General features: G+C 53.8%; 22 protein-coding genes and 1 pseudogene. All 23 read right to left on the reverse strand.

The window, feature by feature from the left end; translation table 11 throughout:
* Window positions 1–3: 3 nt before the first annotated feature.
* Window positions 4–474 carry a DUF4259 domain-containing protein gene (locus CGC65_RS31980; protein ID WP_002569127.1) on the reverse strand — a complete coding sequence of 157 codons (471 nt, stop codon included), beginning with the start codon at window positions 472–474 and terminating at the stop codon, window positions 4–6.
* Window positions 475–516: 42 nt separating this feature from the next.
* Window positions 517–2,154: a hypothetical protein gene (locus tag CGC65_RS32835; protein ID WP_002569128.1), complete on the reverse strand. Its 1,638-nt coding sequence runs from the start codon at window positions 2,152–2,154 to the stop codon at window positions 517–519.
* Window positions 2,155–2,163: 9 nt separating this feature from the next.
* Window positions 2,164–2,919, reverse strand: coding sequence for an SMI1/KNR4 family protein (locus CGC65_RS32345; protein WP_002569129.1), 756 nt, complete (start codon window positions 2,917–2,919; stop codon window positions 2,164–2,166).
* Window positions 2,920–2,930: 11 nt separating this feature from the next.
* Window positions 2,931–3,341, reverse strand: coding sequence for a DUF6966 domain-containing protein (locus tag CGC65_RS29665; protein WP_002569130.1), 411 nt, complete (start codon window positions 3,339–3,341; stop codon window positions 2,931–2,933).
* Window positions 3,338–4,072, reverse strand: a complete 735-nt coding sequence (locus tag CGC65_RS32840) for an Imm51 family immunity protein (protein ID WP_002569131.1) — start codon at window positions 4,070–4,072, stop codon at window positions 3,338–3,340. Before CGC65_RS32840 ends, CGC65_RS29665 begins: the two co-directional genes overlap by 4 nt.
* Window positions 4,073–4,082: 10 nt before the next feature.
* A complete protein-coding gene (locus CGC65_RS29675) occupies window positions 4,083–4,328 on the reverse strand; it encodes a hypothetical protein (protein ID WP_002569132.1) in 246 nt (81 codons plus the stop codon).
* Window positions 4,329–4,330: 2 nt separating this feature from the next.
* Window positions 4,331–4,930: a hypothetical protein gene (locus CGC65_RS29680; RefSeq protein WP_002569133.1), complete on the reverse strand. Its 600-nt coding sequence runs from the start codon at window positions 4,928–4,930 to the stop codon at window positions 4,331–4,333.
* Between the two features lie 31 nt (window positions 4,931–4,961).
* Window positions 4,962–5,561 carry a hypothetical protein gene (locus tag CGC65_RS29685; protein ID WP_002569134.1) on the reverse strand — a complete coding sequence of 200 codons (600 nt, stop codon included), beginning with the start codon at window positions 5,559–5,561 and terminating at the stop codon, window positions 4,962–4,964.
* Between the two features lie 13 nt (window positions 5,562–5,574).
* The gene (locus CGC65_RS29690) at window positions 5,575–6,960 is read right to left on the reverse strand and encodes a hypothetical protein (protein ID WP_235622257.1); all 1,386 of its coding nucleotides are present in this window, start codon (window positions 6,958–6,960) and stop codon (window positions 5,575–5,577) included.
* 123 nt (window positions 6,961–7,083) lie between these two features.
* Window positions 7,084–8,031, reverse strand: coding sequence for a DUF4241 domain-containing protein (locus tag CGC65_RS29695; RefSeq protein WP_002569136.1), 948 nt, complete (start codon window positions 8,029–8,031; stop codon window positions 7,084–7,086).
* A gap of 5 nt (window positions 8,032–8,036) precedes the next feature.
* Window positions 8,037–8,363 (reverse strand): DUF5713 family protein, encoded by a 327-nt coding sequence (locus CGC65_RS29700; protein WP_002569137.1) that lies wholly within the window; start codon window positions 8,361–8,363, stop codon window positions 8,037–8,039.
* Window positions 8,364–8,379: 16 nt separating this feature from the next.
* Entirely contained in the window at window positions 8,380–8,925 is a 546-nt protein-coding gene (locus CGC65_RS29705) for a hypothetical protein (protein ID WP_002569138.1), read from the reverse strand.
* A 16-nt stretch (window positions 8,926–8,941) separates the two neighbouring features.
* Window positions 8,942–9,946, reverse strand: a complete 1,005-nt coding sequence (locus CGC65_RS29710) for a DKNYY domain-containing protein (protein ID WP_002569139.1) — start codon at window positions 9,944–9,946, stop codon at window positions 8,942–8,944.
* Window positions 9,943–10,194, reverse strand: a complete 252-nt coding sequence (locus CGC65_RS31985) for a hypothetical protein (RefSeq protein WP_002569140.1) — start codon at window positions 10,192–10,194, stop codon at window positions 9,943–9,945. Before CGC65_RS31985 ends, CGC65_RS29710 begins: the two co-directional genes overlap by 4 nt.
* A 164-nt stretch (window positions 10,195–10,358) precedes the next feature.
* Window positions 10,359–10,439, reverse strand: a pseudogene (locus CGC65_RS32645) (SUKH-3 domain-containing protein); the annotation flags it as partial.
* 83 nt (window positions 10,440–10,522) lie between these two features.
* On the reverse strand, window positions 10,523–11,158 hold the full coding sequence (locus CGC65_RS29720; RefSeq protein ID WP_002569141.1) for a hypothetical protein: 636 nt from the start codon (window positions 11,156–11,158) through the stop codon (window positions 10,523–10,525).
* A gap of 22 nt (window positions 11,159–11,180) precedes the next feature.
* Window positions 11,181–11,513, reverse strand: a complete 333-nt coding sequence (locus CGC65_RS31995; protein ID WP_235622255.1) for a hypothetical protein — start codon at window positions 11,511–11,513, stop codon at window positions 11,181–11,183.
* A gap of 256 nt (window positions 11,514–11,769) precedes the next feature.
* Window positions 11,770–12,273, reverse strand: a complete 504-nt coding sequence (locus tag CGC65_RS29730) for a DUF2004 domain-containing protein (RefSeq protein WP_002569143.1) — start codon at window positions 12,271–12,273, stop codon at window positions 11,770–11,772.
* A gap of 13 nt (window positions 12,274–12,286) precedes the next feature.
* Window positions 12,287–13,126: a DUF2262 domain-containing protein gene (locus CGC65_RS29735; RefSeq protein ID WP_002569144.1), complete on the reverse strand. Its 840-nt coding sequence runs from the start codon at window positions 13,124–13,126 to the stop codon at window positions 12,287–12,289.
* Window positions 13,127–13,139: 13 nt separating this feature from the next.
* Window positions 13,140–13,730 carry a hypothetical protein gene (locus tag CGC65_RS29740; protein WP_002569145.1) on the reverse strand — a complete coding sequence of 197 codons (591 nt, stop codon included), beginning with the start codon at window positions 13,728–13,730 and terminating at the stop codon, window positions 13,140–13,142.
* A 12-nt stretch (window positions 13,731–13,742) separates the two neighbouring features.
* Complete coding sequence (locus CGC65_RS29745; RefSeq protein ID WP_002569146.1) at window positions 13,743–14,363, reverse strand: hypothetical protein; 621 nt, start codon at window positions 14,361–14,363, stop codon at window positions 13,743–13,745.
* Window positions 14,364–14,367: 4 nt separating this feature from the next.
* Window positions 14,368–15,447, reverse strand: coding sequence for an ankyrin repeat domain-containing protein (locus CGC65_RS29750; RefSeq protein ID WP_002569147.1), 1,080 nt, complete (start codon window positions 15,445–15,447; stop codon window positions 14,368–14,370).
* A 7-nt stretch (window positions 15,448–15,454) separates the two neighbouring features.
* Window positions 15,455–15,796: a hypothetical protein gene (locus CGC65_RS29755; protein WP_002569148.1), complete on the reverse strand. Its 342-nt coding sequence runs from the start codon at window positions 15,794–15,796 to the stop codon at window positions 15,455–15,457.
* Window position 15,797: the final 1 nt, after the last annotated feature.

Genomic DNA, 15,797 nt, shown 5'->3' on the forward strand with positions numbered 1-15,797 from the left:
CTGTCACACCTCCTGTTCTGAGATCAGTCGCTTGATGAGCCAGCCCAAATGTTCCAACCACGCAGGAGCGATCTCACCGCTGTCCTCGTTCTTCCAAAGATCCACAATCTCACGGATGCCGTCCTCGTCCGGCACCTCGTTTTTGATGTCGGTGAGCTGCCGCAGCAGGAAGGCAAGGGCTTCTTTGGATGCTGTGAAACCGGTGACTTTATCCCATATAGCTTCTTCATGATCGTAGTCCAGCTTGCTGTTATCCTTCCATTGGAAATACAGCTCCGCCAGAGCCATAGCGGTGTTATCATAGAGAAAGTCGATGTCGGAGAGATCTTCTCCCAACATACCTTCCTCTTTCATCAGTTCGATCATCTCACCCAGATCCATTACCAGATGCTCCGGTACATATTCATTTTTGAGGATGTCCAGTACATCCAACCCTTCGTCACGCTCTAATGCTTTTATGCCCCATGCTCCCATGTCGGCACCTCTCTTTCTTTATTTCGTATCAAGCTTCTATTGTCAATCATAGTTCTCCAACCGAATGATAGGCCGATAAAAGTCATAATCTCCGTTTAGTTCATTGTCCTCCTGCACTTCTGGCTTACAGTGGGGCGAACAGGGCAGGAAACCGAGAAATGGACCCAGCCCTCCGCAGATATTGCATCCGCCATCGCCGCCGCAGGTGGTAAGCCTATCAGCCTGCACCACTTCCCGCATATAGGGATCGTAGGCGATGGACAGGCCGAAGAAGTTGGGTTCCTCCATGTCATAGGGCCGGTTCTCATCCTCATCCATGTTCTCAAACCAGTGCAGACGCATGGAGTAGTCTAACCCATCTCCCCATGGAAACAGGGTCCGACACCCGCCGCCACACAGGTAGGCCCACTCGTCCGCCGTGGGCAGGGAGAAGCCCCTGTTTTCCAGCATGGCAAGAAGCGCATCGTAGTCTGTGTGGTTATAGATACAGATCTGAAAGCCCTTTTCCGTCCGCTCAATGCGGGCCGACTGATGCAAGGTAAGACTGCTGCTGTCACTCCAGGCAAAATCACGGAATTCCTTCAGCCAGTCAGGGTGGACAGTCAGTCTGGGATCATCCATTTTGACTGGCTCCCAGTTAATTTCCTCCAGCTCCCGGCCCACCAGCATGGGTCCAATGGCCGCCTGCCGAACAGGAGCCATGCTTTCCCGAATCATCTCCTCCGGGTCCCGCTCCATTTCCCATTCTCGGAACAGATACTCCAATTCCTCCCGGCTCTCCTGATTCAGTCCCACGGCAAACTGCTCCCAGCCCAGGGTGACGGTATCGCCGGGGACAAAGACGAACTCCCGGCCATCTTTCTCGAAGATGCCGGTGGTGTAGCTCTGGCCCCAACGGTCAAAGGTATGTAGACCGAGAAAGGTCATATCATAACGATCAGCCAAGCTTTCCATCAGCGTTTGCTTCTCGGTTGTATCCATTTGATTGAATTGGGGACGGGACAGTTTTTCGTTCATGGCAAGTCCTCCTTCGATTCGTTTTGCGTGTTCCAGCAGATAGCTCCGACCATCCTGCTTGGCCCGTTCCAAGTATTGTGGAAGCAGGTCGGAATGGATGGCGTCCAGTGAGACCAGAACGGCGATCCGCTGGTATTCCGGAAGTTCAGGAGAGTAACAGTTGCGCTCCCAGAACAGCGGAGCGAACTGCTCCACACAGTCAGGACGCAGAGCGGGCATCGCCAAAAGTGCCCGCCGGCTTACATATTCATTGGGGTCCTTTGCGAAGTCCAGGATCATGTCTTTGACTTCCTGGCTGCACGGACATTCTGACAGATATGCGGCAAACTGCCACTTGGCCTCACTCTCATTGGAGGCTGCGGCCCTGCGGCAGAGGCGCTCGAACCATTGGGGATGGGAAGTGGTCTCCTGTATAAACCCCTCCGCTTCGTTGTCCCTGGCGATCAGATAGACCATCTCATCCAGTAGGACGCTGTCTGCTGTTTCTGCATCCATTTGGGTCAACACATGGCAAAAGGCATCAAATATATCATTCCACGCAGGGTAATCGACCTCCCATGCACCGCCGATCTCCTCGGTGGTTTTTCCGGGATAAGTGATTTCCTGCCACTGATGAAATTTTCCTACCTGCTCCAGCAGGCACTCCCTGATGTCCTTTGCCATACGCTTACCTCACAATTCTTTGCACAGGTTTCCCAGTTCCAATGCCTGTTCCACAAGGCCCAGGAGCAGGCTGGAAAAATTCTCGGCAATCTCCTCCAGATCGGCATAGTCACGGTTATAGCCCCGGACTCTGCCGCTCTCCAAGTCGATAAATACGATACTCCCGTCACCCAAGCCTCCGATTGGAAAGGTGGGGCCGTGGTCATATTCGCTCATGTAATCCTCATAAGCCTCTTGAAAAATCGGGTAGGCTTCTTCCAACTCTTTCAGTGTGAAGATCCACGGCTCCGCCAAATAGCAGCCGCCGAAGTTCAAAAGCAGCCAGCGGTACTCTGCTGGGATGGGAGTATACCTGCTTTCAAATCGTTTCACAGCATCCTCCGGTTCTGGGCGGGTACCCTTTGTGAAGGCACTTGCTTCATAAGCGGCCTTGATTTTGTCACGGTATCCCTCCAATTTTCTTACCTGCATCATGTTCACCTCTGATTTCTCCCGTTCGGCAGTCCGCGATTTCTTTTCTACAAAGCGAACTGCCTCTGTCAACAGCGCGGGAAGCTGATTTCCGTCTGCCGTTTCATACCGCTTGACTGGATGCGTCCAATCAAAATTATGAATGATAGAAATGATGTATCTGTCCTGATACCAGCCCATATCCAACAAAAATCCGTTTGGATATTCCACTTGCAGCATATCTTCTTTTTGTGTGTCATCCAAAAAGGTGACTGTTCCAGTGCCAAAATCCACCTTGCGCCACGCTTGAACCATCGTTTGTCCTCCTACAGCCGATCCAGATTCTCTTGCAAATCGCCCTGCATCAAGTGCTGGGCAATGGCTTGGTTCAGTGCCTTATATGAGTGATAGGCTGCCTGCTCTACATCGTGCAGGCACTCCTCCATCAGTGCCTCCGGAGAAATGCCTTCCCGTTTGCCATAAAGATGGCCGAAGGCATAGCACACGGACTTGAGAAAGCCGAAAATGTAGTCGTGATTTCCACGCATACTGGGCAGGTCATTGAACGAGCCCATGCCGCCATAAGCCCGAAGGTGGTGGGCGACCTCCCGCCGCTGGGTCCAGTCCTCAATATCCCGTTCCAGCCAGTCAATCCAGTTTTGGAACTCTGGATGGTCTGCCAGAAGGATGGAGCGCAGACAGGTCAGAGCTTCGGTATAAATATCTGTCTGTTTCATCCAATTTCTCCCGTCCCCTTTAATTCTTCATTATAGGCGTGGCTCTCCCAGATGGCCTCAAATTCCGCCTGCTCTATGATGCAGGCGTGGAATTCCTCGCCCCAGACATGGGCGTTCAACTCCTCCACAGTGGGGATCGGCGTAATCTCGATGGCACCGTCGTAAAGGTCAGGGTTGTTGTGGGTGCGGCCATCTGCAAAAATGTCGATGGAGCGATGGGCCAGCCGCTCATTTTCGGTATCCACTTCATAGAGGATGACCGCTGGTTCACCCTCCGGTGCGCCCTCCCAAAAGAGCTTGATGTACTCGATCTTGCCAAGATAAGTCCGCATCGCTTTTTCATCGGCACAGGCTACTCGGATCATTTTTGCCAGCAGCATCAGGTCATCGATGTATTGGGAGTACACGCAGAACACATCTTCGTCGGAGTCGAAGTGAAACAGATCCACGCCGCTGTTGTTTTCCTCGAACTCCTGGATCACGCCCCGGACAAGCCGCTCCCAATCCTCGCTGCTGCCGATCAGTCCCAGCCGTCGGAATTCCTCTGTCCGGAATCCGTCACTGATTTTCAGCAGAAGGGAGATCGCATAGGGGTGGTGGGGAATGAGAAAGAATGGCGCGATCTGCTCCGGCTTCGCCCAAATTTTGAAGGGCGGGCGCGGGTCAGGTATCCAGGGCAAGATTTCCCATTCGTCCTCCGGTCGGTTTCCGTATTGGCAAAGGTCTTTCATAGTGTTCTCCTCATTCGATGTCGTTTCGTTCTTCTTTTACATCCAGTGGAGCACCGTCCAGAGATGTGATCTGTGACAGTTCTGTTTCAGTCAGATTCTTCAGGAAAATGCAGTATTCGTCCGGGTGGCCTCCCACAAATTCCATTTTAGGCATTCCGATCTGCTGTGGGTCGGTGATCCACAGGCAAGGCTCTCCTGTTGCCCAAAACCGAGTCAGAGTAAGAATTTGGCCGTTGTAAATCACTTTCTGTTCCATCTTCATTTCTCCTGCATTTGCCTCAGTAGCTTCACGATCCGCTCCCGGTTCTTTGCGGTTTTCATAAAGGTGGGGAGATGGTCGGCCTGGGTCATTTTCGCTCTTCCCGGCGGCTTTTCCCGCAGGTCGGCGCTGAGATAGCCGATCAGATAGGCAAGATGTTCTCGGTTGAGTGCCCATACAGGTTTTCCCTGAAATGAAGTCAAAAACCATAGTTCCAACCCGAAATAAGGTTCTCGTCCATCCCTGATTTCGCCAATATATGAAAACGCCTCCGCTGTTTTATGGACTTCTCCCGGCATGGTTGTCCCACAATAGGGGCAGGCCACATGGAGAACGGAAAAGTGCTGCCTTTCCTCATCTTCAATATCCACCCGGTAGTACCTGCCGCAGTTTTTGCACTGGTTATGGACATCGTAGCGGTAGATCGTCCGATCACGGGCCACCTGATGGCCGCAGCTCAGGCAGCGGAAATAGGCATTATCCTCATCCGCGGTCACCACGCCCGTGCCATGACACTTGGGGCATTTCACCTGAATGCCGGAGGTGAGGGCGTCGTATGCACTGTATGTAAAGTAGGGTTCATCAACAATTCGGCTCATACGCCCACACGCTCCTTTCAAGAAATTGCTTTCACAGCCGAAATCGGAATGGTTTCAAATCCTTTGCTTTGATTGTCAGATCCGCAACGATCTTTTGCAGGAATTTTACCTGTTCCAGATACTCCGCAGGCGCGTGGATCTGCTCCAGATAGCCTATATAGCGGATGATCTGATCCAGTGCCCGTTTCCTGTATTTTGCGATTTCCCCCAAATGGGAATAACTGCGGCCTGCCACATAGCTTGGAACATCTATGTTCCGAATGGTTTCTATATCAAGCGACCCGTGCTCCTCTTTCTCAGATTGAATGGTGGACAGCATATCTTCCGCAGAAAAACGGATGCCGCGCTCGCAGAGAAACCGCAGTTCATCAAACAGGTGGTTCGCCACAAAGTGTTCAGCCAAGGGCTCAAAAATTACATCATCCTGATACCAGCCTCCGTGGGCGCAGGAGATCAGTTCACGGTAACGCTTTTCTGTGATCCACTGGCGCAGTATCTCTTTGATCCCGCGCATCCATGCGTCCAGCCGGGCCTTTGTTTCTTCGGGGCTATCGTTGGCTGTCCCATAGCAGGGCAGACCATTGTCTTTCAGCCACTTGGTTACTTCTTTGCTGAATTTTGTGTAGCTCAATGTGACACCCCTTTCAAAAATCCCTCAACTGCTCAAACTTCTCCATCAGGGCATCCTTCTGGAGCGTGCCATCCGGCAGGGCATCCAGGATACCCCGCAGAGCCATGTAAATTTCATCCCGCTCCTCGGTTTCGATAAAGCCCATCTTGTTGAAAGTCTGGGTGTAGGCTGTCACCGCATCCATCGCCTGGGCCTGGGCGTCCTCGCCCGGTTCAGTGGCCAGCTTCATCAGCAGGGAGCGAGTCTTGCGGTATTGGTTGGCTGCTTTTTTTGCAGCGGCGGCAGGGATATGCTCCGCGCCGTCCCAGCCCCGGAAGGGGTTGTCCAGGTTTTGCGCCAGCCACTCCGGTTTCCGGGGCTTGGTGATCCGCAGATCCATTCCCGGCTTGCTTTTCCAGAGCTGCTTTGCCGCTTTTGCCGCATCTTCCGGCAGGCTGGTCATCCAGAACCAGCGAAGCTCCGGCATCTGCTCCGGGGTGGGGATGTCGTCCGCCCCGAAGCCGAACAGATCAAAGGTGGAGAGGTTCGTCAGTTCCCGGAACGCTCCCACAGCGGAGAAGTTTTGCAGGTTTCCCGGCGCGCCCCAGAGCCGCAGCTCCTTCAGATGGGGATGGACAGCAGCCAGCCCGGTCAGATCAAAGTCCTTCAGCTCGATGCCATGCAGCCCCCGTAAGTTCGGCAGTTCCGTGTGCGGGCAGTATTCCCCGATAAATTGGAGGGTCAAGCCGCTGCCATCTTCGGGGGCATGGATGGTACAGGCGTCCAGCCCCTTGTTCTGGAACAGGAGCTGCTCCGTTCCCTCACACAGCCATAGCTCCTCCAGCCCGGTCATGTCCAGCATCAGCTTTCTGATGCTGGTGCCCCGCAGATCAAGTGTCCTCTGACCGTGGTTCAGCAGGGTCAGCTCACTGATAAAGGGATTCCCCCTCAGAAATTCCAGCAGATCCGGGTGCCACCGCTGGCAGATGAGTTCGGAGAGGCAGGGCAGAGCCTTTAGTTCCAGTGCCGAATCGAATGGTGCGTACTGGTCCATCACCCGATGGCTGCTGACCTTCACCGGGATACCGCCGATCTCCGTTTTCTCTTCGCTCTCCATGGCCTCCTTGAAGGCCCGCCGCCGTTCCTCCGGAATGGCCTGCCACCGGATCTGGAGGTACACATCATAGCCGTCACTCCAGCCTCCATAGGAGCGGCAGGGCTGGTCGGTGAAGGGCGGCAGTGTGCCAACCAGCGTGTACTGGGGCGGGACCTCCAACGGCACCCGCAGCAGGTGGAGGTCGCGGGACCAGTACATGAAGTCCTTGTAGAGCGGGCGGAGATGGGGCAGTTCCTCCGCAGTCAGAGGGGCGTCGCCCACCCAATCCAGAGAGAGGACCACCGCCCAAGATTCTTTGCTCACCGTGTCCGGCGGCGCAATATAGGCCACCTGGCAGGCGGTGTAGCGTTTCAGATATTGGTTATAGACTGTATAGACCTCTCCGGCGTTGGCTTTCATGGCGCTCTCCTTTGTTCTGTCACATTTTTAATCCTGCTCTCGATAACTGGCTTCAATGTCGATGAAGCGCACATACACGGCGCAGACTTCGCCCTTTGCGTCATAGCCGAAGTAGACGGGATAGTAACCGTCACCCCAGCCAGAGGAGAAGATGGGCAGGTTGCAGTCCGTGTCCGGCACGGTCCAGTTGAGCCAGTCGCCGCAGTCCCCCTGATATTTGGGGTGGGCTTGGGCGTTTTCCTCCAGTAAGTCGCAGAACAGGTCGTTGTAGGGGTCGATGTCCGGGTCCTCCTCCAGCCGCTTGGCCCAGTATGTTTTGAAAGCCGCCTGGGTCTGGATGTCTGCAATACACCCCATTCCGGCATCTACGCCGAAACCGAAGTAGTCATCATCTCCCAGTGCCGCGTCCAGATTCTCGTTGCCCACCATGCCCAGCTCATAGCGGACAGGCTTTTCCCGGCTGACCTCCACCTTGACGCAGGCGTAGCGGTCGCCGTATTGTTCGCTGGGCACCACGCAGATTTTCACGGGATAAGTTCCGGCGGGGATCGTTTGAAGGAAGGGCAGAGTGTCCTCCAGCTCCACCAGCGGATCACAGGCGAAGATTTGCCCGGTGGGGAAATGGACGGTGCCGATGTCCAGCACATCCACCGCCATATTCCCAATCACTTTTTCTGTAAAATGGGCCTCCAAGTCAACTTTGCAGGTCAGTTTATCCTTGATGGATTCGTATTTGTTCAGCCATTCGGTCGTAGGCATATCAGTTTCCTCCTGTTGATTCAGTTTCTTGATGTACACACTCTCCGAGCCGTCCCAATAGCAGTTCACACACCGGCCATCCTGAAAATGATGGTCACAATTCGGGTAGCCATAGAGAATATGGGCACATTCCGGGCACAGCCCCATCATCTGTGAGGAGCCTTTGAAAAACAGGCTGCCGCACTCATCACAAAGGGCCAGTTCTTTTTCTGCCATAGGGCTCACCAGTCCCGTTCCCGGATGGCCTCCTCAGTGTCAATGGGGATGCCAAACCACTCCAGAATGTAGGCCACGGTTGCCGCAATACATTCCCGCGCCACCGTTTCGATCTCGCTGTCGTTCTCGTCAAATTCCTCCTGAAGATCGTTGATGCCGCAGACCGCCTCGTCCAGCGTTTCCTGCACCGCATCGGTGTCGGTTTCGCCGCTCTCCAACAGGTCGATGACCTTCTGAAGCTCGTCCTTTACCTTGTTCACCAGAAAAGCAGGATAGTAATCGTCCTGATACATTTCGTCCAGCAGTTTGTAATTCGGGTCAAATGCTTTCATCGTGATTTCTCCTTTCTCATTCAAACATCAAACCGTATGATTCAGTCAGGCTTCCATCGTCCTCGTGAAATATACACTGGTACACAGGCTCACGCTGGGTTGCTTTGCGGAACCGCTCCAGAACCGGAGCCAGCGGCTCACCAGTAGGGATACCGAGGGCATCAGACACCCGTTGCAAACTGTCCATATCCATATCTTCCAAGTTACAGTTGCGCTGCCTCTGCCCATACTCCTCCAGTGTTTTGGAATCTACATACTGCTTTGTGTCACAGCAGTCGTGCCAGCAGATACAGCTCACAAGCAGGGAAAAAAGGTCATCCATGCTCTCGGCCAGACGGCCTGCCTCCCCTTCGCTGCTGTAATAGCCGATGGAGCCATCTTCCAACAGGTGGTATTCTCCGCCGGAGCCATCTCTGGCAAAGGCCATACCGGGTAGGGAGAAGGTGCATCGGCCTTCTGCGTCATCCCGCGGGGACAACTCATCCAGCAGGAAGAAGTCAAACAGCGAATCAAATTCATCCGCCAAATCAGGCTTTTCATGCAGTATTTTCAAATAATCCATAGCTGTTTTCCTCCGTTTACGGTTCTTGGGTCATTTTGCGCAGCTGTTCCAGCCACTGTGTTTCTTCCATTATCTCATCATTTTGGTAAAAATGGTCTTTATCGCGGGCCAGATGATCGGCAAGTAGAGCCGCGTCCACAGGAGTGCAAACTGTAAAACTGTCCCGATCCGCGCCCTTGATCTCCCGGTTGAGGTAGTACACCCGCCTGGCATCGCGGGAATACCAGTGACTGAGCAATTCCCATGCGGTCAGATCCGCTTTTGAGAGTTGCTTCCCGTAGGCATAGATCCGTTTCTCATCCCTGGCAAAATAGGTATCACCCAACGAGCGGAAAGAGGAGACCTCCGCGCCCTTGATGATCTTCACCTTGCCGTCCCCGTTGTGGAAGTAGACCTGCCGGCTGTCCTTTGCATATCCCTGGGGCGCGCCTGAATCGTTCTGGCCCTTGTCCAACACCTGGAAGGCTGCCAGCTCTGCATCTGGGATTCTCCCGCTGGTGGTGTAGACGGCTGTTTTGTCCATCGCATAGGCATAGTTTAACACCCGAAACGATGCCGGATCTGCTCCACGAAGGCGAATCCCGCCAAGAAAGCAGGCCGTAGAGGATTTGCCCCAGTAATGCCAGCAGCAAAAGTCTTTGGGCGCAACACCTTTGAGCAGACCGTTTTCATATAAGCCGGAGAAATAGACCGCTCCATCTTGAAAGAAAAACTCATTGTCCACCGGCTCTGTGTTGGTGATTGGTTGCAGCGTTTCTTCGTGCTCGGCTGTGATGCTCAACTCGATCTCATCGTCGCTGTAAACTAAGTAGAGCCCATGAGGGGCTTTTCTATCGAAATGCAGTTCAATGTCACAATATTTGAGTATCAAAGGCTTTCCGCCGCTTCTCATGGTGGAAACGGCATCGGGCTTGCCAAATACCTCCATGATCTCATCCTGTGACATTCCGAATTTCAGCGGTGAAATGTCCCACGGATTCTGCAATATTTGATTGCGCCAAATCGTAAAGTCCTGTTTCATAGTTTTCCGTCCAGTGCCTCCACTGTTTTCATGGCAGCGGAATCAAATTTGTACTGCCGCAGTTCCCGTTCGATCAGGGCAAACACATCCGGAAAGCACTCGATCTCATCCTGGTACTCATATTTCGCATACAGTTTCCCGTACTCGGAGATCCAGACCTCCGCCGGGTAGTAGTAGCCGATATGACCGATGGGCTGGCACTTCTGACCGGCAGCCTGTTCGATCTCCGCCAGCTCACAGCCGGACATATCCCGGAAATAGGCTCCTCCAAATGGTTTTTGATCCCGTTGACCAGGTAGGGAAACAAAGCAAATTGAAAGTCCGCTGCCCAGTTCATCTTTTTCTGTTCCAAGTACCACTCGCAGCACAGGCCGAAATACTTGCGGTAAAACCGCTGAGTGGTCTTCATCATCGGGACGCCATGATTGGCGTAATACTGCTCCGCAATGGAAATATCCACACTGCGGCCTTCGTACCATCCGGCGTACTCCATCAGCTGCTTGACCTTGCTTTTGAGATCGCCGGAGATGGGGATGCGTTCTTTGATCACTCGAATCCTCTCCTGTCGGCTGCGAATTAAAGTTCATTTGGATATCCGATCTTATCAAGGCCCGTCTTGATTTCTTCCCATTCGCTGCGTTTCGGGTTCAGCGCAGCGACCAGTTCTTTTGTCACCGGAACCCCATCAGCAAGCTGGCGCACAGCCTCCAAAGGCAGGTCTGCTGGGTAAAACCACTTCCCGTAATCCACATAGCTCTGTGGATTACCATCAATCGTGGAGAGCAGATCTTTGGATGCGTCCTCGCCGTCCATGGGATTGCAGTGCCAGGTGGTGCCATCTTCCGTCCAGACGCAGAAGGTGCTTTTCATCTTTTTGACTTCACGGCTGCCCATGAGCTTTTGCAACGCAGGGGGCATCCCATCCGTCAGGTCTTCGATACGGGGAAGTTTTTCCTCCCAGTCGTAGAGTTCGGAATCCACACCGTTGATTACACAGCCTTCCGGCGCAAACATGACGATCATGCTCTGGTCACTGCCATCAGTGGCAAAGAATGCCTCTTTGCCTTTTCGCCATGCGGGGTTGTATGTATAGTGGCGGATGAAGCTCCATTCCTCCTCCACCATGATGATGTCCAGAGTTGCCAGCCCTTTGCAGAAGTTTTTCAGGCGCTCCGCATTGGGAAGGCCAGATAAATCTTTTGTGGAAATCATGTGGTTATCCTCCTGTCTTTCGTCACCACAGTCGGTCAATCTGGGTATATATCTTATTAGGCTCTCTGTCCGTAAAACTGGTCAATGAGTCAGTGGGTTCTGTAAGCGGCATTACATTCAAAATATCCAGTACATAATACCAGATTCCTGTATCCCAGTCCCGGAACCGCCCATTGCAGACAGCTCTCCCATACTCACCGGGAGCCAAATCCAATGCCAGCTCATTGAGAGGCTGTTTCTGCCCGGTCTTATCGTAGGTATATCGCTCCGGCATCGCACCGATGTGCCAATCATTGCGGTAACGCACATGGATTCCGGACTCCTGCTGAATCAGTTCAAAAGGGTGAAGTCGCATTGTGCCATTCGGCTTCCACTCCATCAGCCTGCGACAGTCCCTATCGATCTGAAATCCATCGGGCCTCTGTATGATAGATGCAAAGTGAGTAGGCAGACCAAAAGGATAATAGGAGAAGAAGTCTTTAGGCAGCCGCATGGCTCTGGGATACTGGTTCCGCTGTGCGGCCGCATTTCCGCCTCGGCAGTCTTTATACCATTGCAGGCGGATCTGCTGGATCAGAAGTGTGGGCAGATATTTTTCTCTTTTTTGTTCCTCAGCTTTCATGGGTAATACAGAAAATCTCCTGGTTTAAGTCAAAGTAGATTACCATCAGCTCGTCGGTGATCTCCGGGTTGAAGGACAAATCCATGATGAACACTTGTTGATCCATCTCGTCATCCACCAGACTACCAAACCGCTTGAGCTTCAAAAAGTCCACCATCTCGGCAAAGGACAGCTTGGCCGGGTCGGTTCCCGGAAACAGTTCCGCCGCAATATCCGGGCCTACATCGTCCCGGTGGAACTCCATGAAAAATGTCACAACGCTATGGTAGCGGCTGTCCTCGTCCGCCAGCGCCGCTTTGATGGCGGTTTTGGCCTTCTCCGCCAATTTCTCCGCCTCATCCAGCATTTTTCCCACCGCATCCATGGCAGCAGGATCGCCGGTCAGTTCTTCCTCTACATCGAAGAGAAAGGGTAGTCCCGATTCCTCGGGAAAGTTGAAGATTTCCTCGCCGGGTATATATGTAAAATCAATGCGTTTACAGTTCAGTTTCATAATGTTATCCTCCTTACCCCTCAATGTTGGCAGTTTTGAGGCCCTTTTTCAAAGAGCCGTAGACCGTCACCGCATGGTCGGTGAAGATCTCGTCGCAGTCAAACCAGGCGGTGAAGCTGCCGCCGGAGGTGACGGACAGGCTGGTCATACTGATCCGCCGGGCAAGTTCTTCCTCTGTGATGGGGTCGGTTTCCGGGTTGCGGGGATTTTCCTCATCCTGGGAGAGCCAGTTGTTGGCCAGCTCGGTCAGGTTCTTGGCTGCAAGGTCCCGCATGGCCTTATCCCAAGTTTCACAGTCGGCCAGCAGCTTCTTGGCGGCGCTGCGGGCGCGGGTCCAGGATGGCTTGCTCTCAGCATTGACCTCCAGAGAAAGGCTCACATCCTTTCCGCACCACTGGATTTCGCCCTCGAAGGCATCATAGTCCTTGTCCAGTGTCAGTTCTCCCAGCACCTGGTCCTGGATCACCACCGGCTTGTGGTACTCGTCCAGAACGGCCTGGAGTTCCGGGCAGTCCTCGTGGGCCTTGACCACCTGGGAGATACACCAGGGCTGCACCACCAGATCCTTTGCCCATTCTTCCTTCATCCGGCGGATCTTCAGGCGGCAGATCTGCTCCTTGCCAAAGCGTCCCCAGCCCTTTTCGCCGTTACGCTCCTCCTCGGTGACCGGCCAATCCAGCCGCTCCTCTTTGGTGCTGACCTTGCCGGTGTCACAAAACACTATGCCCAGCGTCACAACGGTCATTTCCCAAAAGTTGCCTTTCCAGTTAAATCCGCCCCCAATGCAGCGATTGATCAGAGCGACCACTTCCTGCTCCTCGGGCTCGTACATCTCATAGAATTCTTCAAACATTGCGTATCCTCCTTTACAGCAGTTTCAGCACTGCGGCGGCAGGCCCGGCAAACTCCTCCGAAACCTGCTCCAATATATCCCGGTAGGCCAGCACCGCCTGCCAGGAATAGTAATAGAAGCTGTAAAATAGGTCATCCGGGAAAACCTCGTCCTCCTCGTAGCGCATCTCATCTTCTTCCTCGTCGTATTCCTCCGACCACAGGTATTCTTCCTTCAGCAGATCGGAGAACAGCGGCAGCGCCTCGGCGTGCTCCATCTCGTCCCCGTCGTGGAAGCACTGGAGGATGCAGGAGAAGAAGTCCAGCAGCTCCCCGGCCAGGAAATGGGCTGCGGGGTTCTGCCCGCTGTCTGCGAGGGCCTTCTCCAGAATTCGGCTCAGGAACACCATACCAAAGGGGGTGGCGTGCCAAAGGGTACTCTGGTGCTCCATGTTGGTGGTGAGCTCGTAGAGGGACTCTTTGACGGACGCCAAATCACGCATCTGCTCCAGCACTGTCAGGTGTGCGGGAAAATCCGTCCCCCGGCCATAGGCGGTGGTGAGCCGGTGCCACGGGACATCCGTGACCTTGAGATGGGTGATATAGGTTCTGTTTTCTTCTGTCATGTTGTTGCCACCTTATCCCGTTATCTGGCTGCGGTACTCCTTCTCCAGAGCGGTGTACCACCGTTGCAGCATGGTTTCCAGACTGGTTTTTCCTTTGCGATCTGTAAAAACAAGGAACTTTTGCAGCAGTCTGGGGAACAGATATTTGCCCGCTTCTGTCAGGTCCTGATTGAGATAGACCATCCGCAGGATACGGCCCTGCCGGTCCAGAGGGTTCTTTTTCAGCAGTTCCTTTTCAAAGCAGAAGCGCAGGAATACCACATTCTCGTCATAGAAGTCCTCCACCACAGCCGCGCCAATGCTGGTGTAGGTGATGTCGTACACCAAACGGCTCCAGTCAAATTTCTCAGCATAGAGCAGTTTCAGCGCCTTCGCCCAGTGTTCCTCCGGGATTACCAGCATCCTGTGCTGGGCGGTACTGGAGTAGCCACGGTAGACGGGTTCCGGCTGCCCCAGCAGCTCACTCACGCTGTCGGCGTAGACGAAGCACAGCTCCTCATCGAACAGGCCGCCGATGAAGTTGCCGTTGCAGTACAGCATATAATTCTTGGACTTCGCCGGAGAATAAGAGAGGCTGTATTCCTGCGAGTCCAGGCTTTTATGTACCTTGTTCAGAAAGTCTATTGATGTCATGGCTTTACTCCTCAAACTCACCCTCGATCATCCCGTTCAGATACCGGCCGGGATCTGCGATGAAGTCATCCCATTTGGCCAGAGGGTGGAATTCCTCATGCTCGATGTCCAGATACCACAGCTTTTTGTCCCTGGGGCTCCACAGCAGCAGATAGTCGCTGTAGTTGTCCATCTGCACCATCAGGGAGAGCAGCTTCTTCCGTTTCCAGGTCATCTCCTGCACATCCATGAAGGAGTAGAGCTCCGCCCACTTCACCCATTCCTGATCCGGGAACTCCAGCCGCAGGGGGCCGGTCTTCAAGTATTCCACCAGCTTGGCGGGCAGCTTGTAGGGCATGAGCTGCCGGATCTTTTCCTGCTCGTTGTGCCATTCCTCCGGCTCCAGGGCTTTCAGGTAGTCGGCCAGCTCTTGATTTTTGTTCTGCACCGCCACGGTGTAAGGCCGGTCGCCGTATTTGTCAGCAATGGTGATGTCGGCTCCTTGCTCAATGAGCCAGCGCACCATAGGGAAATTGTTGGAGCGGGCGGCCTCGGTGACAGGGGTGGAGGCGTAAGGGAACACCATGTCCGGCTTGTGATAATTGATGTCTGCCCCTTTTTCCAGAAGCAGCCGGGCAAGTTTGGTATTGCCCTCGGACACAGCGGCCCGGAATGCCTCGCCGCCAAACTTCTCCACTGTAATCCCGGCTTGCTCCAGCACCTGGATATTCTCCGGGCGCTTGCCCCAGCGCACCTCCTGGAAGGCCCGCTCTTTCTGCTTCGAGCTGAGCTTTGCGGCCTGTCCAGCAAAGAGCGCCACCACCTCCGGCCCACAACAGCGGGCGGCGGTGAGCAGCAGGGGCTGTTCCTCTGCCAGACTGGAATCAGCTCCATGCTCCAGCAGGAAGTGGATCATAGGCACATCGTTCCGAAAAACCGCAATCTCCAATGGCATCAGCTTGATGTATTCGCTGAGCTGGATGGGAACATCTAAATCCAGACCGCCTTGAAGCAGCGCCTCCAGCTTGGGCGTGTCATGGTCACAGATGGCGGCAGCCGTTTCCGGGAGGGTCTCCCAGCGGCCAATATATGCAATTTGGTACATAAGGCACCTACTTTCGTTGTTGTTTCACTTGATAGGGAACGGTCCGGCCCAGCACCCGGCCTTTGCCAACGGCATTGGCTCCCTCATAGATTAAAAATTCCGCATTGTTTTCCAGCGGAGCATAGTCAATGGTATCTGGATAGAGGGGCTGGGCATTTCCCAAGGCCGGTGTATCAAATGTACACTCGGTTCCGTCCAGAAAGCATACACCCAGATATTCCGTAGTTCCAATAACCACAAAATGGGGACAATACTTTCCACTGACCAGGCTGGGTGGTATTTTTCGTTTGCCGCTCCAGAAGATGACCTCCACATGAAGCGCCGCCCGGTTTTCATCTGTTCCAATCATG

The organism is Enterocloster bolteae, from assembly GCF_002234575.2.
Classification (GTDB): Bacteria; Bacillota; Clostridia; order Lachnospirales; family Lachnospiraceae; genus Enterocloster; species Enterocloster bolteae.